At 40.6% G+C, this 23260-nt stretch carries 23 protein-coding genes; 16 read left to right on the top strand and 7 right to left on the bottom strand.

All coding sequences use genetic code 11. The features are described 5' to 3' along the window. Window positions 1-129: 129 nt before the first annotated feature. Window positions 130-540, top strand: coding sequence for a hypothetical protein (locus ACWIB3_RS16545; RefSeq protein WP_185210399.1), 411 nt, complete (start codon window positions 130-132; stop codon window positions 538-540). 40 nt (window positions 541-580) lie between these two features. On the opposite strand, the gene recN is transcribed toward ACWIB3_RS16545, so the two are convergent. Beyond that, window positions 581-2233, bottom strand: coding sequence for a DNA repair protein RecN (gene recN, locus ACWIB3_RS16540; RefSeq protein ID WP_454292168.1), 1653 nt, complete (start codon window positions 2231-2233; stop codon window positions 581-583). A 149-nt stretch (window positions 2234-2382) separates the two neighbouring features. Between recN and ACWIB3_RS16535 the strand changes: the two genes are divergently transcribed. The 3 genes from ACWIB3_RS16535 to ACWIB3_RS16525 are packed head-to-tail and all read left to right on the top strand — an operon-like array spanning window position 2383 to window position 5177. Next, window positions 2383-3009, top strand: a complete 627-nt coding sequence (locus ACWIB3_RS16535; RefSeq protein WP_185218171.1) for a SprT-like domain-containing protein — start codon at window positions 2383-2385, stop codon at window positions 3007-3009. Between the two features lie 41 nt (window positions 3010-3050). Beyond that, complete coding sequence (locus tag ACWIB3_RS16530; protein ID WP_454292167.1) at window positions 3051-4718, top strand: M28 family metallopeptidase; 1668 nt, start codon at window positions 3051-3053, stop codon at window positions 4716-4718. Between the two features lie 42 nt (window positions 4719-4760). Then, window positions 4761-5177, top strand: coding sequence for a hypothetical protein (locus ACWIB3_RS16525; protein ID WP_214648495.1), 417 nt, complete (start codon window positions 4761-4763; stop codon window positions 5175-5177). A 200-nt stretch (window positions 5178-5377) separates the two neighbouring features. On the opposite strand, the gene ACWIB3_RS16520 is transcribed toward ACWIB3_RS16525, so the two are convergent. The 4 genes from ACWIB3_RS16520 to proS form a co-directional block, all read right to left on the bottom strand. Then, on the bottom strand, window positions 5378-5632 hold the full coding sequence (locus ACWIB3_RS16520) for a hypothetical protein (protein WP_313190184.1): 255 nt from the start codon (window positions 5630-5632) through the stop codon (window positions 5378-5380). A gap of 74 nt (window positions 5633-5706) precedes the next feature. Next, window positions 5707-6855 carry a cystathionine gamma-synthase gene (locus ACWIB3_RS16515; protein ID WP_454292166.1) on the bottom strand — a complete coding sequence of 383 codons (1149 nt, stop codon included), beginning with the start codon at window positions 6853-6855 and terminating at the stop codon, window positions 5707-5709. Between the two features lie 28 nt (window positions 6856-6883). Further along, window positions 6884-7672 carry an NAD-dependent epimerase/dehydratase family protein gene (locus tag ACWIB3_RS16510; protein ID WP_454292165.1) on the bottom strand — a complete coding sequence of 263 codons (789 nt, stop codon included), beginning with the start codon at window positions 7670-7672 and terminating at the stop codon, window positions 6884-6886. A gap of 9 nt (window positions 7673-7681) precedes the next feature. Beyond that, a complete protein-coding gene (proS, locus tag ACWIB3_RS16505) occupies window positions 7682-9154 on the bottom strand; it encodes a proline--tRNA ligase (RefSeq protein ID WP_454292164.1) in 1473 nt (490 codons plus the stop codon). A 178-nt stretch (window positions 9155-9332) separates the two neighbouring features. On the opposite strand from proS, the gene ACWIB3_RS16500 reads away from it, so the two are divergent. Both ACWIB3_RS16500 and ACWIB3_RS16495 read left to right on the top strand, forming a co-directional pair. Beyond that, entirely contained in the window at window positions 9333-10457 is a 1125-nt protein-coding gene (locus tag ACWIB3_RS16500) for a hypothetical protein (protein WP_313259880.1), read from the top strand. 144 nt (window positions 10458-10601) lie between these two features. Then, window positions 10602-12158, top strand: coding sequence for a hypothetical protein (locus tag ACWIB3_RS16495; RefSeq protein ID WP_454292163.1), 1557 nt, complete (start codon window positions 10602-10604; stop codon window positions 12156-12158). Window positions 12159-12309: 151 nt separating this feature from the next. Here the strand turns inward: ACWIB3_RS16495 and ACWIB3_RS16490 are convergent, their stop codons facing one another. Next, complete coding sequence (locus ACWIB3_RS16490; protein WP_185218176.1) at window positions 12310-13662, bottom strand: NfeD family protein; 1353 nt, start codon at window positions 13660-13662, stop codon at window positions 12310-12312. Window positions 13663-13696: 34 nt separating this feature from the next. Between ACWIB3_RS16490 and ACWIB3_RS16485 the strand changes: the two genes are divergently transcribed. The 3 genes from ACWIB3_RS16485 to ACWIB3_RS16475 are packed head-to-tail and all read left to right on the top strand — an operon-like array spanning window position 13697 to window position 16025. After that, the gene (locus ACWIB3_RS16485) at window positions 13697-14446 is read left to right on the top strand and encodes a hypothetical protein (protein ID WP_185210409.1); all 750 of its coding nucleotides are present in this window, start codon (window positions 13697-13699) and stop codon (window positions 14444-14446) included. A 9-nt stretch (window positions 14447-14455) separates the two neighbouring features. Continuing rightward, the gene (locus ACWIB3_RS16480; protein ID WP_237219544.1) at window positions 14456-15382 is read left to right on the top strand and encodes a DPBB and LysM peptidoglycan-binding domain-containing protein; all 927 of its coding nucleotides are present in this window, start codon (window positions 14456-14458) and stop codon (window positions 15380-15382) included. A 13-nt stretch (window positions 15383-15395) separates the two neighbouring features. Beyond that, on the top strand, window positions 15396-16025 hold the full coding sequence (locus ACWIB3_RS16475; RefSeq protein WP_185210410.1) for a uridine kinase family protein: 630 nt from the start codon (window positions 15396-15398) through the stop codon (window positions 16023-16025). Window positions 16026-16246: 221 nt separating this feature from the next. Here ACWIB3_RS16475 and ACWIB3_RS16470 read toward each other — a convergent pair whose 3' ends face one another. Continuing rightward, the gene (locus tag ACWIB3_RS16470; protein ID WP_454292162.1) at window positions 16247-17470 is read right to left on the bottom strand and encodes an MFS transporter; all 1224 of its coding nucleotides are present in this window, start codon (window positions 17468-17470) and stop codon (window positions 16247-16249) included. A 92-nt stretch (window positions 17471-17562) separates the two neighbouring features. Between ACWIB3_RS16470 and ACWIB3_RS16465 the strand changes: the two genes are divergently transcribed. From ACWIB3_RS16465 to ACWIB3_RS16435, 7 genes are all read left to right on the top strand, one after another. After that, window positions 17563-18084, top strand: coding sequence for a DUF4442 domain-containing protein (locus ACWIB3_RS16465; RefSeq protein WP_254529879.1), 522 nt, complete (start codon window positions 17563-17565; stop codon window positions 18082-18084). Window positions 18085-18095: 11 nt separating this feature from the next. Continuing rightward, a complete protein-coding gene (locus ACWIB3_RS16460; protein WP_185218178.1) occupies window positions 18096-18521 on the top strand; it encodes a transposase in 426 nt (141 codons plus the stop codon). A 10-nt stretch (window positions 18522-18531) separates the two neighbouring features. Beyond that, window positions 18532-19176: an SCO family protein gene (locus tag ACWIB3_RS16455; RefSeq protein ID WP_185210413.1), complete on the top strand. Its 645-nt coding sequence runs from the start codon at window positions 18532-18534 to the stop codon at window positions 19174-19176. Continuing rightward, window positions 19176-19601: a c-type cytochrome gene (locus ACWIB3_RS16450; RefSeq protein ID WP_185210414.1), complete on the top strand. Its 426-nt coding sequence runs from the start codon at window positions 19176-19178 to the stop codon at window positions 19599-19601. The genes ACWIB3_RS16455 and ACWIB3_RS16450 overlap by 1 nt, the downstream gene beginning before the upstream one ends. A gap of 526 nt (window positions 19602-20127) precedes the next feature. After that, the gene (locus ACWIB3_RS16445) at window positions 20128-20706 is read left to right on the top strand and encodes a TetR/AcrR family transcriptional regulator (RefSeq protein WP_185210416.1); all 579 of its coding nucleotides are present in this window, start codon (window positions 20128-20130) and stop codon (window positions 20704-20706) included. Window positions 20707-20711: 5 nt separating this feature from the next. Next, window positions 20712-22043: a TolC family protein gene (locus ACWIB3_RS16440; RefSeq protein WP_454292161.1), complete on the top strand. Its 1332-nt coding sequence runs from the start codon at window positions 20712-20714 to the stop codon at window positions 22041-22043. A 45-nt stretch (window positions 22044-22088) separates the two neighbouring features. Beyond that, a complete protein-coding gene (locus tag ACWIB3_RS16435; RefSeq protein ID WP_185210418.1) occupies window positions 22089-23243 on the top strand; it encodes an efflux RND transporter periplasmic adaptor subunit in 1155 nt (384 codons plus the stop codon). Window positions 23244-23260: the final 17 nt, after the last annotated feature.

The following is a 23260-nucleotide window of genomic DNA, read 5'->3' as shown; positions in this document are numbered from 1 at the left end:
ACATCTTTGTTTATTGAAAAGTTTCAAAAAGTGGTCATGTTTTTGCTTTATTCTTTAAACTTTCTTACAGTTTATCTGTCTGAATAAGAAAGAAGAATGAAATTATTTACAAAATAACTTTTACCACTCATGAAAAAACTTTTATTAGCACTCGCAATTGGTACAGCTTCTTTAGTAGGCTTTAGCTCTTGTACAAAGGAATATGTGACAAATTATTTACCAGGGGTAAGTTATTATCACCCATTGGCATCAAGTGACTGGAAACGAATTTCAGCAAACAATTTTGAAGCAGTAATTCCAGTAGCAGACCTTGATGATGTTTATTATGAAGATGGACACGTTAGTGTTGCCATTCAGTTTGAAGATCAAGTTGGAACATTCCACAACATCCCTTCAGAAGGCTTATTTGGTCATGGCTATAACGCCTCATATTCTGTAGGAAAGGTTTTTTTGAACGCTGTTGATTTGGATAAATTAAATGAAGCTCCAAAAGCTATGCGCGTTAAGATTGTATTAACCGATGCAGATGTTGGTAACTAAGATATAGAAAAGGGGCATGATTGATCATGCCCCTTTTTCCTTATTTCAACATTTCTTTGGCATGTTGAATTGCCGTATCTTCCGGATTGGCACCGCTCAACATTTGTGCTATCTCCAAGACCCTCTCCTCCTCATTCATCAATACAATATTTGATTTCGTTTTATTGCCCTTATCTTCTTTATATACCTTAAAGTGGCTATTCCCTTGTGATGCAATCTGCGGCAAGTGGGTAATACTGATCACCTGCATATTGTCTGCGAGCTCTTCCATCAATTCCCCTACCCTAAGCGCTACTTCTCCAGATATACCTGTATCGATTTCATCAAAGATGATAGTTGGCAGAGCTGAAGTCTTTGCTACCAAGGATTTAATGGCCAGCATCACCCTGGAAAGTTCACCGCCTGAGGCTACCTTGTGTATAGGTTGTAATGCTTGACCTTTGTTAGCCGAGAAAAGAAAGGATACTTCATCTTGACCAGTTGATTTAAAATCCGATAATTGATTGAGTTCAACATTCAATTGAGCATGTGGCATACCAACTCTGGATAGCACATCTTGAACTTCCTTCTCTACGATCTTAGTTGCCTTGCTCCTGTTTTTGGTCAATTGATCGGCCAATTTGGATATTTCCTGATGCAACTTGTCAATTTTCACCTTTAATTCTTCAATCTGTTCACCTTGCGAATCGGTAGCCTGCAGTTTGTTTTCGAGGTCTTGCTTTAGCTCCAGAAGCTCCTTTACAGTAGCTACGCGATGTTTCTTTTGCAGGTCATACAAAACAGACAGTCGTTCATTCACAATGCTCAATCGTTCCTCGTCCATACTGATGCCCTCTGCTACCTGCTCCACTTCAGCACTCAAATCTTTTAATTCGATCAAACTGCTTTGCAGGCGATCAACAAGGGATTCTGAGGAAGGTAGATAGCGAGCACCATTCTGTAAAGAGCTCAAAGCTTGCTTAAGGCTGTCCAAGACATTGATTTCACCGTCTTGGAGTTCTGAACTTGCAGCATGAAAATGACGTTTTATTTCTTCGGCATTTTCCAATTGGGATTGTTCGGCCTCCAACCCTTCCTGCTCTTGGTCTTGTAGATTGGCTTGTTCCAATTCGTTGAAAACAAATTGCTGATAATCAGATTCCGACCGGGCCTTTGCCAAGTCTTCTTCTAATTGCTTGAGTTCAGCGACCGTACGTTTATATTCTTGGTATTTCTTTTTATAGTCAGCGAGTACAGATTGGTTTTGTGCTACGGTATCCAAGACCAGTAGCTGAAAAGATTCCGTATTGATCTGCAATGTAGCATGCTGGGAATGGATATCGATCAACTTCTCCCCTAATACCTTAAGTGTTTGCAAGGTTACAGGTGTATCATTGACAAAAGCTCTTGATTTGCCATCGGCATGCAGCTCTCTACGGATCAGACTGGTATCCTCATAGTCCAGGTCCAAAGAATTGAAAAGATCTTGAAGGTTATAGTCTTTGATATAGAAGTGACCTTCGATGATACATTTCCTTGATTCATCGAAGAAATGCTTGCTCTCGGCCCTATTGCCCAAGATTAAACCTAGCGCCCCCATAATAATGGACTTACCGGCTCCTGTTTCACCTGTTATGATATTGAGTTTGTCGTCGAAATTAATGTCCAATGCATCTATCAATGCATAGTTTTTTATCTGTAGTTTGCTTAACATTCGCTCCTTTGTGCTTTAGCAACATGTTGAAATTGTCAATTTGATCCCTAACATGCTGTTCCTCATCAAATATAAATAATTCTCATCCCAAGCTAAAATTAAGGCATTAATATTCTGAAATCTCTAAAAAACTGATATGTTTGTATTTCATGCCTGATTTTAGCAAACAGTTAAGTAAGTACATCCCATCTACCGCAGCTCCTATCATCTCTGAATGGATCAATGATACTGCCTGTAGGTTTAAGGTGACTCGTTCTAGAGCATCCAAACTGGGAGACTACCGCTCTCCTTTCAAAAACGAACCCCATCAGATCACCATCAATCACGATCTGAACCCCTATTCTTTTTTGATTACGACTGTCCATGAGTTTGCTCACCTCAAAACTTGGCAACAGCATAAGAACAAGGTAAAGCCGCATGGCGCTGAATGGAAAAACAACTTCAAGAGTTTAATGGATGCTTTCATTAAGCTGAACCTATTCCCAGAAGACATCCATTTGGCTTTGATCAAATACATGAACAATCCTGCAGCTTCCAGTTGTACGGACCTAACCCTGTATAAGGTCTTGAAATCTTACGATAAATCAGAATTTGAAACCGTAACGATTGACAGCATAGAATTCAACAGTTATTTCAGCATCAAAAACGGAAGGGTTTTCCAGAAACTGGAGAGATTACGGAAAAGATATAAGTGTCTGGAGGTAAAAACACAACGGATTTATCTATTTCACCCTATTGCTGAGGTAAAACCGGTCGAAATGGAATCAAATCCTTAAATTGCAATAACCAAATAATCTAAAATTGATAATCAACAATCATGATGAACAACAAACTATTTATTAGTGCAGCCTTATTACTCGGACTTGCATCTTGTAAATCGGGGAGCGACAGTTCTTCCTATGACAAAAACAGTTTAGACTCGACAGCTATAGCAGCTATCACCGAAGACAGCTACAAAGCTTATGTCGCTAAATTATCTTCGGATGAATTCATGGGTCGCCTACCTTTCAGCAAGGGCGATACCATCACCGTAAATTACATTCAAGAACAATATAAAGCCCTTGGCTTAGATCCGGGAAATGGCGAATCCTATTTCCAAGAGGTACCGATGGTGGAAATCAGTTCTAAACCTGTTAATCCAACTCTGACCTTTAAAGGTAAAAACGGTGATCTTACAGCTCAATACCTAGATGACTATGTAATCGGTACTCCCCAAATGGCGGAAACCATCGATGTAGAAAACACCGAACTGGTATTTGCTGGATTTGGAATCGTGGCTCCTGAATATAAATGGAATGACTATGAAGGTCTTGATGTAAAAGGCAAAACCGTTGTGGTGATGGTCTCTGACCCAGGTCGCTATGACAAAACATTATTCAAAGCTGATACCATGACCTATTACGGTCGTTGGATCTACAAATTCGAGGAAGCATCTCGTCAAGGTGCGGCTGGTATCTTGTTAGTTCATGAAACTGAAGCTGCGAGTTACGGCTGGAATGTGGTAAGAAGTGGTTGGACAGGACCTAGACTATCGTTGGTTCCAGAAAATAAAGGTGCTAACCTAAGTAAATTCCAAGGTTGGGTAAGCAATGAAACTGCAAAAAAACTATTCCAATTGGGTGGATTGAATGCAGACTTGATGGAACAAGCTAAAAAACCAGGATTTAAGGCCGTTCCATTGAATGTGACGACCAATGTTAAATTGGCCAATAGCTTCAGGGAGTCTAAATCAAATAACGTCCTAGGGATGATCAAAGGCTCCAAAAGGCCTGATGAAACCATTATCTATACCGCTCACTGGGATCACCTAGGAATTGGTGAAGCTAGCAATGGCGACTCAATTTTCAACGGAGCGATGGACAATGCTACAGGTGTGGCTGCCTTATTTGAATTGGCAAAAGCCTTTAAAGCGGCAAAGGTTCAACCTGAGCGTTCAGTTGTGTTCTTAGCGGTTACTGCAGAGGAACAAGGACTATTAGGCTCTCAATATTATGCAGAAAACCCTGTATTTCCATTGAACAAAACTGTTGCCAATATTAATATGGACTCCTTCAATCCGGTAGGTGCTATGAACGGTTTCCGTGTTACTGGAACAGGTCAGACAGAATTGGAAGACTATGCCATCCTTTCGGCAGCTAAATTCAACCGCAAGATGGTACCAGAAGGAAGTGCTACGGGAGGTGGTTTCTATCGTTCTGACCATTTCAACTTTGTAAAAGTGGGTGTACCTGGACTATATATGGGCAGTGGAGGGGATTACTTAGAATCGGACACAACCGTAATCAAGAACCGTCAGAAGGCATTAGCAGGCCGTTATCATGCCGTGACTGATGAACTAGATGACAACTGGAACTTCGATGGAATCATTGCCGACATCCGATTATTTTTTGATATTGGCTACACTTTAAGTATGGATACAATTTTCCCTAACTTTAAAGCAAAATCAGAGTTTAAAGAATTAGGCGACAAACGCCTTTCAAAATAGTATATTTGTGAATATTATATAATTGAAACTATGCTTACAGGAATGAAACATCTACACTCAACCCTAGCTATTGTATTGTTAATAGCGTTGGTCATTGCAATCATCATTACATTGGTAAATTACTCTGGAAACAAGCCTTACAACCGTAAGATCGCTTTAATCGGATTAATCAGTGGACACCTTCAATTGGTAATTGGTTTGGTATTATACTTTACATCCCCACTGGGATTAAGCAGCTTTTCAGGAGAAAACATGAAAAATAGCGGAGCTAGATTGTACTTTTTGGAACATCCAATTATGATGATCTTAGGTCTAGTATTGATTACAATGGGATACTCTAAAGCTAAGAAATTAGCAGATCAAAAAGCCGCTAACAAAACAGTGCTTATTTACTATATCTTAGGATTGGTATTGATCCTTTCAAGAATCCCTTGGTCTACTTGGTCGATTTTTAACTAGTATTTAGTATAAAGTATTTAGTATTTAGACACTAAAAGAATTAATAAAGGGGCAATGAAAATTGCCCCTTTAACTTTTCCTACTGATACCCATAGGTCTAAATACTAAATACTTACTACTAAATACTCACTAATAATACTACAAAAAGAGAGGGCTAAACAGATGTTTAGCCCTCTCTTTTTGTATTGTATATCTTGCAATTACTTTTTGCTGAATCCTAAGATTGCAAAAACAACTTTGAATGCTAAGAAAGAAGCAACGAGAAGTGCAATGTTAGCAATCCATGAGAATACAGATCCTAATTGATCTAATGCAGGGATTACATCCGGTACAAAACGAATAAACACGCCTACTAAGCCGATAACGATGGCAATAGTTAATGATACATAATATTCGGTACGGTTTGCATTATTGTCCGTATGTTTTGCTGGTCTTTCTACAGTTGTATTTTCCATAATTGATAATCTCCTATTAAAGCTGCACAAATGTACAAAAGTCTGTGTGCAAATAAAATAATAATTACAATAAATTAACGCGATAAGGCTTGTTCCAGATCAGCGATCAGGTCTTCAGCATCTTCCACCCCTACCGAAAGGCGTAAAAGATTATCGACTACACCTACTTTTTCTCTAGTTTCTTTTGGAATCGAGCCATGGGTCATTGTTGCCGGGTGGTTGATCAATGATTCCACACCACCTAATGATTCAGCTAAAGTGAATACCTTGAATCCAGAAGCGACGCGGAATGTTTCCGCCAAATCAGCTCCTTTGATTACGATAGAAACCATTCCACCAAAATCTCTCATTTGTTTCTTGGCAACATCATGTCCTGGATGGTCTTCAAATCCTGGCCAATAGATTTTCTCTACTTTAGGATGGTTCTTTAGGTATTCTGCTACCTTTCTTCCGTTCTCACAATGAGCCTTCATACGAAGGTGCAAAGTTTTGATACCACGAAGCACTAAGAATGCATCCTGTGGTCCTGGAGTACCTCCGCAAGCATTATAGAAAAACCATAATTTCTTGTACAACTCTTCATCATTCATCACCAAAGCTCCCATGACCACATCAGAGTGACCACCAAGATATTTAGTTACTGAGTGCATCACGATGTCAGCACCAAGGTCCAATGGGTTTTGAAGATAAGGAGAGGCAAAAGTATTGTCGACTGCGTAAAGGATTTTCTTTGCTTTTGCGATCTTCCCTATAGCTTCGATGTCTGCTAATTTCAAGGTTGGGTTGGTTGGAGTTTCCACCCAGATCAATTTTGTCTTGTCTGAAATAGCATCTTCCACTGCTTTTACATCGGAAGTATTGACAAACTTAAAGGTAATTCCAAGGGGCTCATAAACTTTTGTGAAAATACGGTAAGAACCACCGTATAGATCATCACCGGTTACCACCTCATCTCCAGGTTGCAATAAGCGCAATACACAATCTGTTGCGGCCATTCCTGAAGAGAATGCTAAACCAAACTTTCCATTTTCCAACGCTGCGATACAATCTTCGAGTGCCTTACGGGTAGGATTGGTACCACGTGAGTATTCATAACCTTTATGGTCACCTGGTGCTTTCTGTTGGTAAGTAGAGGTTTGGTATATCGGCGTCATTACTGCGCCAGTTGTAGGATCTGCCTCCTGTCCGGCATGAATTGCCTTGGTTGCAAATTTGTAATTCATATTATTTTGTATTAGTCGGTCTAAGTTATTAAAAATCTAATGGAGAAGGGTATTTAAACTCGTAATTCAACAAATTGATGATCTTATCTGAATTTACCACTTTTTGGAAACTGTCCTTCGGTTCAAAAGCATTTGGATAACTGTACATATATTTCTGGGCGCTTTTCAGGATCACCTCCTTTTTCAAGGGATGCTCCGGAGCCACCAGATTATAATAAACGGTTGGCAGATTGATTTCGAGACTCTGCTCGATGATCCCAACAACATCATCCAAATGGATAAAATTTGAAGGTTGATCCCCAATATGCACCACCTTATCCTGAAAGTATTTAGCCAGTATTCTTTCTTTCCCAAATAAGCCTCCTAGCCTAAAAGTTGATGAATAAGGGAGGCTCATCATTTTCTTTTCAGCCATGCGAAGCTTTGGGGACATCAATTCTTCTTCCACAAAACTCTCATCAAAGTTGCCATCCTGATCAGGATAAACACCAACGGAACTCAAAAAGATATGCTTTTTGTAATTTAAGGAACATAGAATATTGAAAACATGCGAAAAGCGATGCTCTATTTCTGCCTCCGTATTTTTCTGTGTGGCTGGAATCGAGTTGACAATCGCATCAAAACTGACATCAACTGGAAGATCCAGGTTGAGATCCCTGTCAAAGTCGTGGATAAACGCAAAAATACCATCGCCTTGCAAGCGATGGTATTTTTCCTCTGTACGGGTCGTTACCCACAGATTCCAACCTTTCTTTTTGAGCTGACGAGCAAGTTCTTCACCTACCCATCCACAACCCAATATCAAAAGGTTCTTCATTTCATTATATTAATATGCTTTCGCAAATAAAACTCGTTGTTTCGAAGGTTTACCTGTAAAGATACAAACGCCTTCCTCTTCTTTAGCATCCAAAGGAATACAACGGATCGTTGCTTTGGTCTCTTCCTTCACACGTTTCTCAGTCTCTACCGTTCCATCCCAGTGCGCAGAAATAAAACCACCTTTTTCTTCCAATACTTGTTTGAATTCCTCGTAGGAATTTACTTCAGTGATATGTTCATCACGGAAGGTCAATGCCTTATTATAGATATTATCTTGGATTTCTCCCAACAAGGCAGCAATACGGTCCGGCAAACCAGCTTGCTGAACGGTTTCTTTCGTTTGTGTATCACGACGGGCAAGCTCCACGGTACCATTCTGCATATCACGAGAACCTAGAGCTACGCGCAAAGGCACTCCTTTCAATTCCCATTCTGCAAATTTAAACCCTGGTCTTTGCGTATCGCGATCATCATATTTCACACGGATATCCAATTGCTTCAAGGCAGCAGTTAATTGATCGACATAGGCATCTAGGTTCGCCTTTTCTTCATCTGTCTTATAGATAGGAACGATGACTACCTGTGTAGGCGCCAATTTCGGAGGCAATACCAACCCTTGATCATCAGAATGCGCCATAATCAAAGCACCCATCAAACGAGTGGAAACTCCCCAAGATGTAGCCCAAACATAATCTAATTTTCCTTCTTTGGAAGTAAACTTCACATCAAAAGCTTTTGCAAAATTTTGACCCAAAAAGTGTGATGTCCCTGCTTGCAAAGCTTTACCATCCTGCATCAAGGCTTCAATACATAACGTATCGATTGCTCCGGCAAAACGCTCGTTTTCAGTTTTCCTTCCACGAACCACTGGAACCGCTAAGGTTCCTTCCGCAAATTCAGCATAAACCTCCAACATTTGCTCTGCCTCAGCAATAGCTTCTTCGCTGGTCGCGTGTGCAGTATGGCCTTCTTGCCATAGGAATTCTGCTGTACGAAGGAATAAACGCGTACGCATTTCCCAACGAACCACGTTTGCCCATTGGTTCACCAGGATTGGAAGGTCACGATAAGATTCGATCCATCCACGGTAAGTATTCCAAATAATGGTTTCTGAAGTAGGACGAACGATCAATTCCTCCTCTAATTTAGCATCTTCATCAACGATAATGTTGCCATTACCATCATTCTTCAACCTATAGTGAGTAACAACTGCACATTCAGTGGCAAAGCCTTCAACATGGGATGCTTCCTTAGAAAAGAAAGATTTGGGGATAAACAAGGGGAAATAGGCATTGGAGTGGCCCGTTTCTTTAAATCTTTTGTCAAGAACGGCTTGCATTCTCTCCCAGATTGCATACCCGTATGGTTTGATCACCATACAACCTCTTACTGCAGAGTATTCTGCTAGATCGGCTTTTATTACCAGATCGTTGTACCATTGCGAATAATCTTCGCTACGGCTTGTTATCCCTTTACTCATTCGAAAATTTAAATAGTATTTTAACCAAAAACATGGGTTTGCGTGTACTTTAACACATAAATAACCAAAGCAAAAAAATAATTTGTAATTTTGATTGGTAGATTAAACCCTGACGATAAAATCGGGTCTAAGATAATAATTAATGACTGTAATATCGAATTTTAACTGTTTTAGAATCATGAAAAACAACAAGATATTTTTGGGAGGGTTAGCCTTAGCTTTCGCAGCTCTGATTAGCTCCTGTTCGACAACAAGCCGGACAGTATACCGTGACGATGTCTATAATAACAGGGACAATGGTACGGTTTATCAAAGCCCAGATTACTACTATACTGATGGCACGGACGAAGAATCCATTGCTCAATCAGATTATTATGCAGATGAATACTCCGATGAGGATTATGTAGAAGGCGGTGTTGAGGATTTAGAATATGCAAACCGCATCAACCGATTCTATTACAATTCTCCAGGAATGATGTACTACGACCCTTGGTTTGACCCATGGTATGGCTATTCTGGTTTCGGCCTTGGCTGGAACTCTGGATTTGGCTGGTCCTTAGGCTTTGGTTGGGGATCTCCATATCTTGGCATGGGCTGGGGTTGGGGAAGTCCTTACTACGGCTACGGATGGGGAAGACCTTATTATGGCTACGGATGGGGTAACTATTGGGGCCCTAACTCTTACTATAATTACTGGGGACACCCTTACTACGGTGGTGGTTACGGAAATGCATACTATGGTGGAAACTACTACGGAAACAGACGCGTAGCATCTGGTAGAAGTTATTCAAATGGATATGCCCCTCGATCAAACAGTGGCCGCGTAACTAGAGATGCAAGCGGAAGATTTGTGAATAGCAGATCAGGTGTATCTTCAGGACGTAGTGGCACAAGATCAAGCGGTACTGTAGGTAGAACTCCTTCTTCTAGATCAGGCTCAAGCAGATCAGAAGGTACAATCAATAGAACTCCATCTTCAAGATCAGGTTCTAGCAGATCTCAAGGTACGATCAATAGAACTCCATCTTCAAGATCAGGTTCTAGCAGATCCCAAGGTACGATCAATAGAACTCCATCTTCAAGATCAGGTTCTAGTAGGTCTCAAGGTACGATCAACAGAACACCTTCTAGATCTTCAGCTCCAAGCACCAGATCATCAACTCCTCGTTCAAGCGGAAGCTTTGACCGCGGTAGCTCAGGTAGCTCTGGCGGATTCAGCAGAGGAAGCTCTGGTGGTAGCAGCAGAAGCTCTGGTGGCGGCGGTGGCTCTTCTTCTTCAGGAAGAAGCGGAAGCAGACGCTAATTACTACAGATATATGGTATAGCCAATATAAATTTATATTGGCTATACTTTTTTTCGGATAAATGTTTTTAATATAACCTCTATCAATCTTTGGCCGCCGTTCCTGAGTGACCTAAGAAAAAAACAAAAGATCAAAATTACACAATGAAAAAAATCTTACTCTCCCTTACCTGTCTTGCCCTCGCATACAACTATTCAAACGTACAAGCCCAATCATTAGTAGACAATTCCTTGTTGATCTCTAGAGACATTACAAATGGAACTGCTCGTTTTAAGGCTATGGGAGGGGTTAATACGGCCTTAGGTGGCGATATCAGTTCTGTATCTGGAAACCCTGCCGGTCTTGGTTTCTTCGGACAGTCCGATGTCTCCCTTTCCGTAAACTATTTGAACAACAATAATAAATCAAACTTTTTCGGCCAATCTACAACTCAAGGTCAAGGTAAGTTCGGACTGGAAAATTTAGGTATTGTCATCCACTACCCTACGCATAATGATCCTGATTATGGCTGGCAAAATTTTAATGTCGGTTTAAGCATAGACAAACAGAATAATTTCAGCGATCACCTGAAATATGCAGGGACTAACAACCAAAACTCTTTGGTTCATTCCTACACGGATATTATGGAGGATGATGATGTATTCGCAAAGGATTTCTGGAATTCATACCTAGTGGAACAAGGTCCTGGCGCTAATGGCAGGTACTTTCCTACCGTTTTGGAAGCTGACCCTAAAAACCAACAGATGGATTTAGTGACAACAGGTTATAAATATAACACCAATGTTTCCTTCGGTGCCAACTATGGCAATAAATTATATATCGGTGCAAGGTTCGGATTCATATCTTATAAATATGATTCTAAAGCTACTTTATTAGAAAAAGGATGGACCAAGACTGCTGCAGAGATCAAGGCTGATAATCCAGATACAGATTTTGCGAACCCGAATGATCCTGCCAATAAATATACCGACATCAGCTATGACTTAACGGACTTCAATGACCTGACTCTAAAAGGTTCGGGTGTTAATTTCGGATTAGGAGCTATTTTCAAACCTACTTGGGATTGGAATATCGGTATCAACATTTCCACCCCAACCTGGACGGAAATCCAAGAAGATAGCAATATTGAAACTATAGTGGATTACTATAAGGACGAAAACACAACCACTTCCTTACACCCAGGCTACGGTTCCAAGAACTATGGTCAATCCTATGACTATGCCGTAGTTTCTCCTTGGAAGACTGCTTTTGGTCTTACCAAGTTCTTTGGAAGGGGCCTGCTTTCTGCCGAAGTGGAATACCTAAACTATTCGTCCATTAAATACCGCGAAATTGTAACCGACCCTGACTATACATTTGAAAGTGAAGTAAACAAAAATATCAATGATACCTTCAAAGGTACCTTTAATTTCAAGGTAGGTGGTGAAATCTTGATCACAGATCAATTAGCTGCCCGCGCTGGTTTCAACCTGATTGGATCCCCTTACAAAGGTGACACCCAAAGCGACTATATTGCAAGCTTAGGTTTAGGCTATGTCCTTACCAAATCCTTATATGTGGATTTAGCGGCAATGCAATTTAAGCAATTCAACTACAACCACAGCCCTTATACATTCTCCTCTTGGAACAGTCCAATTCCAACAGCAGAAGTGAAAAATACACGAACAAACGTAGTCCTGACTTTAGGCGCTAAGTTTTAAAAAATCAAAGCCCGGAATATAATTCCGGGCTTTGATTTTTTAAAAGTATTTAGTAGAAAGTATTTAGTATTTAGACCAAGTCCGACAGCTCAACTGAATCCCTCAATGAACCTAATATCTCACTTCTCAAATCTCTAATCTCACTTCTTTTTTACGCTTTACGCTCTGACAACTTCCTTACAAAGAGGTTATAGTTTTCATGTTTCTCGACATAGATCTCTTCGCCTACATCGATAAAACTATCTAGGGAAACCGCATCGTACCATACATTGTCGATTTCTATTTTTCCACTTGGGCGCAGGACCGTTTTGGTCACCCCAACCTTATTGATCAGATTAGGTTTAGCAACTGAAGAGGTATAACCTTCATCCGCTTTTTGTTCATCTTGCAAGACCAGTCGTTTGAAGGTTGGAGATTGCAATACATTTTTGCCAAAAATAACCATCAAGACAATGGTCAAGATCATGGCGCCTATTACTATTATAAAGGAATTCATCAATAATCCTGGTTGGGTAAGTTTAAAATCAAAATAATCATTAGCTACCATTGAGAAAGCCAATCCGCATAAAACTAATATAATTCCCGCAATACCAGCGACCCCAAAGCCTGGAATTACAAATATTTCAAGCACGAGGAGTATGACACCTAAGACAAAGATGGCAATCTCCCAGTTATCCGCTAGGCCCTGAAGGTACAACGGAGCAAAGAACAAAGCAGCACAGACCAAGGCAACCACTAAGGCAAATCCAATTCCTGGAGCCTGTAACTCAAAATAGATCCCTCCAATAATTCCCATGATCAGCAAACCACTAACCAAGGGATTGATCAAAAGGGCAATCAAAGAGTCGACCCAAGTAAGCTTATGTTCAGTGACCTCTGGCTTCTCAATATTGAGATCCGAAAAGATATCCACCTGGCTTTTCACTTCTTTCTTGGCCAGCCCAATCTTGACAGCTTCAGAGGCCGTCAGGGTCAATAATGTACCATCTTCTTTAAGCTCAGGAACCGAAATAGCGGGATCTACAAATGCCTCGGCAACCTTCGGATCCCTCCCTTTTGCTTCAGCGGTCGCCCGCATCAGGCCACGCATATAAGATTGGTATTTCTCCGGAAGGACTTCGCCCTGTTGATTCACCACCGATGCGGCGCCTAGGCTTGCACCCGAGTGCATGTAAATATAATCCGCTGCTAATGAGATCAATGCTCCTGCAGAAGCAGCATTATTGTTAACATATACAATAGTTTTGAACTGATTTTCGTTTAATAGGCTAGAACGAATAGAATCGGCAAAATTCAAAGCACCACCAAACGTATTAAGATCGATCAATAAATACGCTGATTTGTTCAATTTGGCTTGCTTTATCGCATTTTTCACGGTACGCCATGCATTGGGACCAATATCTTCCTTGATTGGCACAGAATAAACCGTCTGTGCATTAGATTGAAAGAAACTCACAAAGCAAATGACGAGAATACCTAAAATGTATTTTGTAAATTTGTTCATAATAGTGTTTTTTACCGAATTTGCTTGTCATCGGATGACTAAATATACGATAAATAAAATTTTCGAGAAAGCATTCCCTACGAATATCTGGAAAATAGAGATTGACTCCGTAAAGCCCTATGTAGCTATAGAAACTAGGGATGTGGAGACTACTCTGGCTTCTTTCTTTGTGTTCGATTTCGAAGGAAATTGCCTCATGTCACCATGCCAAGCAGATGGAAAGGAATGGACACTGGATTCCATCCAAAATGGCTATTTGATCCTTAAGCGGATCGGTGAACAGACACCGGTGCAAGAAGGGATACAGATCATCCAGATCCATAACAATGAAATTATCTTCAGCAGCTATGAGTTTGTCTTACTCGATGTTTTCAAAGATTACATCCATGCCAGGCACCGTAGCATCTCCTCTGGAGAAAGCATTGCCATCAATATCAAGAATGGAGAATACAGCTCCGCAAACGACATTCAGTTTGATATGGCATGCAACAAAGTACAGTACCCAGTCACGTATCAACAGACCCCACGATTTCTAAAAAATGAGCATAACATCGGTCCCCTTTGGTTGAGCAAGTGCGGACACCATTTCCTTTGGTGTTACCACAAGCAGAAAAATGACCATTTCGACCTTTGTTTGGCAACAAGTAATTTAAACCAGATACTAGATCAACAAGTCATACTTCATGACATGGAGAAAATGATTCCCCAACCCTATTTCCAATTAGGAAGTCAAGTCTTCTTTATGTCCTTTAACAAGAGAGAAATTGTTTCATATTTAGTATAATTGCATTCAATGATGAAAGAACGATTATTTAAAAAGTCTTACAAAAAGACTATTATTATATTTTCTGCTGCTTTTTTATTCGCTGGAATCTCTCTGGCACAGGCTCAATCCAGCAATCCTAGTCAAAAGAAAACAGTAGTAAACGGAAAAACTTTTATAGAACATAGTGTCACTGCAAAGGATACCTATTATCAACTGAGCAGGATTTACGGCATTCCCGTGAAGGATATCATGAATGCCAACAATAAAAAGAATTTACGCGTAGGTGATGCCGTCTATATCCCTTTTAAGGAGGAAGAAAAAAAACAGGACAATAAACCGGCGGTTGTTCAGAACGAACCCATCAATAGGGATTCAAAGCCTTTGGGAGATCCCAATGGAGAAACCATTCAGGCTAAGATCTTAACCGAATATAAGGTTGGATCCAATGAAACCCTATATTCAATCGCCAAGCGTTTTTCAACCACAGTAGACAACATTAAAAAGCTGAACAGCCTGGATTCAGACACCGTTCGCGAAGGTCAGACCTTAAAGATTCCAGATGGCAATGTGGTCGTAATCCAGAAAGAAACCGCACCAGCGGCCATCAACCTCCCTATCCCTGAAAACATTTCCAAGGAAGAGATCGAATTCGAAACTAATCGCTACGGAATCCGCGAGAAAAAAGAAAAAGGTATAGGCATCTGGATGGAAAACCTGGAGTCCGGTGGCCGCAGTAACCTGGCTTTGCACCGTACAGCGCCAGTAGGTACAATTCTAAAAATTACAAACCCATTGACAAAAAGTGTTACCTTTGCGAAAGTTGTAGGAAAATTCTCCGATACTGCAGAAAGCAGAGATGCTATTGTTATTCTTTCCAAATCCGCAGCATCTTATATTGGAGCACTTGATAAACGATTCCTTATTGAAATTGCCTACGGCGCACCAGTAAATTAGTGCAAGTTAAAAAATGGACAAACCCTATGTAATTGGAATCGCTGGAAGCAGCGGTTCAGGAAAAACTTTCTTTTTAAAAAGCTTTTTAAATCATTTTTCGCAAGAAGAAGTCACCTTGATCTCTCAAGATGATTACTATATCCCTGCAAATACCAAAACAAAAGAAGAAAATAGGCTCTATAATTTTGACTTGCCGACTTCTATCAACCGCGAGTCGTTCTACCAGCACATCAAGGAACTCTTTGAAGGAAATACGGTATTCCAAAAAGAATACACCTTCAACAATCCTGATCTAGAGCCCAAGATGTTGGAAATCAAACCTGCCCCTATCCTGGTGGTTGAAGGCCTGTTTATTTTCCATTATGAGGAAATTAATGAACTGCTGGACTATAGGATCTTTTTGGATGCCGATGAACCCATCGCTCTCGAAAGAAGATTGAGACGTGACCTTGTAGAACGTGGCTACGACCATGACGATGTTATGTATAAATGGATCAACCATGTGGTCCCTTCATACAACCAATATCTTCTCCCTCACCGTGAAGAATGTGACCTAATTATCCATAACAATGTGGATGACCCACTTGTCATTCAAACCTTCACCAACGATATTGCAATCGAACTCAGAAAAAGAATAGGATAATTATTTTTAATTAATCTAAATTAGCTATCTTTGCGTCATGTACGAGACCATGATCAAGCTGCATATTTTAGAAAACAACCCTTTTGAAGACCAGAAGGGTCACTCTCCTTTTAACTCCAATGGAGAACAGGTTTTTAAAAAATGTTGTAAGAAATATAAAAAGGGCAAGAGATGCAAAAAATGCCCAGGTAGATCTGAATAAAAAAAGCTATTCTTCCTCCCTATTCTTCCACATAGTCAAGATCTTTATCAAAGCTCTCCTTTAATCGCGTAAGGGCAAAAATTGCGATCAATGACAGCAAGACGATCATGATCATGGCCGCAGCGATAATACCCACCCAATTTACCAATACCCCATACATCAATGTCGAAGGAATCAATGCACCTCGCACAAAGTTAGGCGCTGTAGTAGTAACCGTCGAACGTATATTGGTTCCAAACTGCTCTGCTGCAATAGTGATAAAGGTTGCCCAATAACCCACACCCAGCCCCATCAAGAATGCCAACCACATAAACTCCTGTTCTGAAATCCCTTGCCGGGTCAAATAGATACAAGAAAATAGGAGGATCAATAGTTGATAGATAAAAACAACCTTACGCCTTGATTTAAAGATCTGGGCTAACCAGCCTGCAAGAAAATCACCTAAAGAAATCCCCAGATAAGTAAACATCACTCCTTTCCCCGCACTCAGGGTCGTCTGCGCATTCAAAGCCTGCCCAATTTCAGGTGCCTGTGTGACCAGGACTCCCACCACAAACCAAATCGGCAATCCGATGCACAAACAATACAGGTACCTTCTAAATCGATCCCCATTGTTAAACAGCATCGATATCTTGCCCTTCTGTACCGACTTATTCTCCAAGGAGGAAAACATGCCCGATTCCAAAACCCCCACACGCATAAATAACAATAGGATCCCCATGCCGCCACCAACAAAATAAGCGGTCCTCCAACTGAACCATTCGGAGATAAAGTAGGCCAAAATCGCCCCTAAGACCCCTACTCCAGCCACGATCATGGTACCATAGCCGCGCTTCTTTCGGTGCATGCTTTCAGAAACCAAGGTGATTCCGGCCCCTAATTCACCCGCTAATCCAATACCAGCAACAAACCTGATTATTCCATAGGTCGTGACATCATGGACAAAACCGTTGGCAATATTGGCAATGGAATATAGCAGGATGGAACCGAACAGGACCTTCAGTCTTCCATATTTATCACCCAACACGCCCCATATCACACCCCCGATCAGTAAACCTCCCATCTGCATATTGAGAACAAATTCACCCTTGCTGCGCATCTGATCTGCTGGCACCCCGATATCACTGAAAGATTGTATACGGACGATAGAGAAAATAATGAGGTCGTAGATATCAACAAAGTAGCCCAATGCGGCCACAAAAATCAATATCCATACGTTCTTGTTAGGTTTTTGAGCGTCCATAATCCAGGAATATTTATTGAATATAAGGCAGACTTTCTTTTATTACAATAGAACGATGTTTTTTGTTAGAAATTAACTGTATTTTTATCGCCATGAAAGTATCTCCAAATACTTTAAAGTGGGGACTTAGATTGTACCCACCTTTCTTTTTCCAACGCATCTGGGTGCGCAGGATTCTGGACAATTTCTTAGGGGCAGATGTCAAGATCAACAGAAGCATTCTCAACATCAATTCCAATAGAACCATATTTGGAGGGACTATCTTTTCCGCTATCGACCCTTTCTACCCGATCCTTTTGGACCAATATTTCAAACATCAGGGAATAATGCGAACTGTGGCTTGGTTAAAAACAGCCCATATCGACTATATCAAGCCCGGAAGGTTTGACTTGGAGGTAAACATCCGCCTTAATCAGCAAATCTTGGATGAAACCCTGCAAACCATTAAAAAGGAAGGAAAAGTGGTCAGAACCTTTCAGACCCAAGTCTTTGACAAACACGGAACCTTATGTGCCGTCGCTCATAATGAAATCTATATCCGTGACCTGGACTTTAACTTCGAATCTTTAAATCCTGCTCCTACTCAAATTGAGAAATCGAGTATAGAACTATAATTTAATTAATCATGAAAAAATTAATCTTATTAAGTGCAGCATTTTCCATTGCATTTGCTTCTTGTCAAAACAAACAGGTTGAAAACAAGGATCAAAAACTTTCTGAACAGGCAATTGCTATCCATGATGAAATCATGCCTCAAATATCACAGTTTGATAAAACGACCATTAAGATCGACTCTATCATCAGCAACCTGGCAACGATCAAGGCAACTAAGGCCGACTTGGATACCGCAAAAACTCGTGTTGACCTGACAAACCTGAAAGATAGCATCGAGAATGCAACAGACCATATGATGACCTGGATGAAGGATTATGATGCAATGAACGAAGATGAAGCCTATCAACAAAAAGAGGTTGACAAAATCAGCGCAATGAAAAATCAATTCGATCGCGTTTCAGAACAAATCAAAACTTCATTAGCAGCATTCAATTAATAAAAACAAAATGAAAAAGTACTTAGGCGGAGCGTTTGCCGCATGTATGGCCAGTATTGTATTATTCTCCTGTGGACCCACGGAAAGAAAACTGCCTATCTATGGTGAACGTAGTCCAGTTGAAAAAGAAGTCGATGGCAAAAAGGTCGTTGACACCATTTATCATACCATCCCTAATTTCTCTTTCCTAAACCAGGATAGCACAAACTTGACCCAAGATTTTTTCAAGGACAAGATCTATGTGGCCAATTTCTTCTTTACCCACTGTCCAAGTATTTGCCCTACCATGCAACGTAACTTGCTGAAGGCATACGAAAAATACAAAGGCAATGACAAGATCGCTTTCCTTTCCCACAGCATCGACTTCAAATATGACCAACCATCTGTTCTGAAGGATTATGCTACTAAACTGGGAGTCGATAATGATCAATGGCAATTTGTGACCGGAAGCAAAGCTGATATTTACGGCATATCCGAAAAATACATGGTCTTCACCAAAGAAGATCCCAATGCTCCAGGAGGCTATGACCATCAAGGGTATCTAGTGATCATTGATCCTGAGAAAAGAATCCGTGGCGCTTATGATGGCACCAACGATGAACAAGTAAAACAACTATTGGAAGATCTTGATGTCATATTAGCAGAATACAAATAATGATAGCTCGATACTTCATAGGTTCTGTTGCACTCGTTTCCATGCTTTATTTTCTGTTTTCCTGCAATACAGATCTAAGTGTGGAAACGATGCAATATGCTACCAACGGACAGAAAATTTATGTCAAGCATTGCCAAAATTGCCATGGCGCCAATGGAGAAGGACTGGGCAAACTATACCCTCCCCTTACCGACGCCCAGTTCCTGAACGAGAACAGAAGCAAATTGGCCTGCATCGTCAAAAACGGCATGTCCGGTGAAATCAAAGTCAACAATACCTTATACAATCAACAGATGCCAGGAGTACCCGAACTCTCTGCTGTCGATATCGCCTATGTCCTCACCTATGTCACCACCTATTTCGGCGATAGCAAAACCCATTTCAAAAAAGAAGAAATCGAAGAGTTTTTGCGCAATTGTGAATGAGAGACAATAGACAATAGACATAAGACACTAGACCTTTCTGAAGGAAAGCAAATAAGTCATTAAGAAAAAAAACAAGCTAATTGTTGGAAAGTCGGCATTACTGTCGGGGGCACATTCCAGCGCCATATTGTAAAGATGGTGTTGGTCTATCCTCTTATCCAATTAATCCTGGTTCAAACCCAGATCTTGGTCTATCCTCTCATCCTTTCCATCCTGGTTCAAACCCAGATCTTGGTCTATCCTCTTATCCCTTCCATCCTGGTTCAAAACCAACCCTACCCATTCATCCTCAACACTTTACACAAACCCCTGAAAAAAGAAAAAGGTTTTCAAACGGGGAGAATGAAAACCTTTAATAACCAATTATAAACCTAAATTATGATACTACAAAGGTAAGTGTAAAAAATACACACGTCAAGGGGAAATTGAATATTTAACAATTTCTTAACATAGCATCCGATTTAATCGCATTTATAACGAATACGTGACACAATTGCCTCAAAAAAAAGCCTACATTTGCAACCGAATGAACATTCAATTGACAGAAAAGAAAGAGCAGATCTTCTTTAGCACACTAAAACTAATTAATACTCATGGGTTTCACGGATCTCCAATGAGCAAGATTGCTAAAGATGCAGACGTAGCAGTAGGCTCGATCTATCATTATTTCCCTTCCAAAGAGGATTTAATCTTAGAATTATACTGGTATTGTAAAGAAAAATTGAACAATCAGGTTTTTTCAGCCATAGATCCTACCTTGGCGTACGAAAAAAAATTCAAGCAAATCTGGAGAAACCTCGTGTTGTACTATCTGGACAACCTAGACCATTTCGGGTTTTTGGAACAATTCTATGGATCCCCTTTCTATGAAGGTATCCGTAAAAACATCTTCCAACAAAAGTCCGAAAGAAACGTTTTGCTTCATTTTTTAGATGAAGGGGTCCGCTTAAAACATTTGAAAGATTTAAATGTTCGACTATTAATATCTGCCTACTTGGGCGTAGCTATCTCCCTGGTTAGGGGCTGCTTATACGAAAAATCAAAACCTACTGATCAAGAAATTGAAACCATGGTAGACATCATTTGGAACGGGGTTAAAAAATAATATATATGAATTTTAGAATTAAGGACTTATTAGTTTATCTTTCCTTTACTGCGATCTCTGTAGGATCAGTATTTGCCCAAACGACAAATAACCTGAACAGTAATGCCACCTTGGACGAATTGATCCAATATGCATTGGAAAACAAAATCGAAATCAGACAGGCACAGATCGACCAGGAAATCGGCGAACGCGAAATCGCTTCAGCCCTTTCGGGTTGGTTCCCGCAAATCAATGCCAACGGTAGCCTCACCCACTTTACGCAATTGCCAACCGCCAATATCAACGGCCAGAACATTGCAATGGGACAGAGCAATACCTCCGCATTGACCTTTCAAGCAGATCAAGCAATAATTAACCCAGGCTTGTTCCAAGCTTCTAAGGCTGCCAAATTCATCAGACAACAAAATGACCTTAGCGTTGAAGACACTAAAATCAATACCGTAGTCGATGTCAGCAAAGCTTATTACGATATCTTAACAAGCGAAGAACAGATCAACATCATCCAGGAAAACATCGCACGCCTGAACCGCCAGTACACGGAGGCCAATGCACGTTATGAAACTGGATTGGTCGATAAAACAGATTATAAAAGAGCCCAGATTTCTTTGAACAACGCTAAAGCTGAATTAAAATCTGCATTGGAGTTTAGAAAATATAAATATGATTATCTAAAGACCTTGTTGGGCATGAACCCAACAAACGGTTTGACGCTATCATTCGAGAACCAAAACATGGAATCCAATGTCCTGATGGATACCACAGATGTCATGAACTATAACAACCGCGTTGAATTGAGACAATTGCAGACCATGAAGGACATCCAAAAACTGAACACACAGTATCAAAAATGGCAATTCCTTCCTAAGTTAGGAGCCTTTGCAAACTACGGTCTTAACTATAGAAACAATTCATTCGCAGACCTGTATGGCGACAACTTTCCACAGTCCAGCTTTGGCCTGAGCCTATCCTTCCCTATTTTCCAAGGAGGAAAACGCGTGCAAGAAATCCGAAAATCAGAGTTGTTGGAATCTAGAATTGATATGGACATTGAAAACCTAGAAAACCAGATCGGTGCTCAATATTCCGCTGCCATGGCTAACTACCGTGCCAATATCAATGAATGGAGAAATGCAAAAGAAAACGTAGAGCTTTCAGAAGAAGTATACGCTACGATCAAATTACAATATGATGCAGGGGTAAAGACCTATCTAGAGCTGATGACTGCGGAAACAGACTTGAAAACAAGCCAATTGAATTACTTGAACTCGCTGTATGCCGTACTGTCAAGCAAACTAGATATTCAAAAAGCATTGGGAACAATCAATTTTGCTAATTAATACAACAACATCCACAATACAATTCACATAAGAAACTACGAAAACATGAATACAACTCGTTTATTTTCAACAATACTTTTAGGCTCTGGACTGTTCTTTACAGCTTGTGGCAACAAAGAGGGATCAAAACAACAAGGTCCTGGGCAGATGCAAGCGCAGGCCATGCCTGTTACCATGGCTGTTGTACAACATGAAATCGTTTCAGGACAGCATAGCTATCCAGCGAACGTTGTTCCATTACAAGAAACTGAAATTAGAGCAGAAGTCTCTGGCTATATCACCAATATCAGCGTTGCTGATGGTGCCCATGTCAGCAAAGGACAGAAACTATATGATATCGACCGCGTTCGTTATGCAGCTGCAGTCGACCAAGCCAAAGCAAATCTGGAAATCGCTAGAGCTAACCTAGCTCGTGTGGAAAAAGACTTGCAACGCTATCAGACCCTAGCAGATAAAGATGCGATCGCTAAACAAACATTGGATTATGCATTCACTGATGTCAATAATCAAAAAGCACAGGTTCAAGCTGCCGAAGCTGCTTTAACTACTGCTAGAGTTAACTTGCAACGTTCTAGCATCGTCGCACCTTTCTCAGGTACCATTGGTATCTCCCAAGTGCGTAATGGCGCTTTAGTATCAGCCGGAACAACCTTATTGAACACCATCAGTTCAACAAACCCAATTGCTGTAGAATTCCAGATCAATGAAAAAGAGATCATGGAGTTCAGCAACCTTCAATCAGGTAAATCAAGTACACAGATCAACTTGACTTTGCCAGATGCAAGTACTTATGGTTCTCATGGTAGAATCTCAACAATTGACCGTGCAGTGGATCCTCAAACAGGTACTTTAAAGGTTAGAGCTACTTTCGACAATCCCAACAATACTTTACGTGCAGGTATGAACTTGAACTTGAATGTGGTAAGTACTTCAAAAGAAGAAGCTGTGGTAATTCCTTACCGTGCCATCTTTGAGCAGTTAGGTTCATTCTCTGTTTATACGGTAACCGACAGTAGTACTGTGGACTTGAAACAAGTAACATTAGGACAAAAATTAGGCGACCGTGTCGTGATTACAAAAGGTATCAACCCAGGAGAGAAAATCGTCGTTGATGGGGTAACCTCATTGAAACCAGGCGCAAAGGTTGTGGACAAAGCCACAATGGCTCCTCAACAACCTCAAGCTCAACCGAAAAAATAAGTGCTGTTCCACAAAAT

Source organism: Sphingobacterium sp. NPDC055431 (assembly GCF_053644255.1).
Note: the sequence above shows the minus strand (reverse complement) of the source record. Positions and strands in the feature narration are given on the sequence as shown.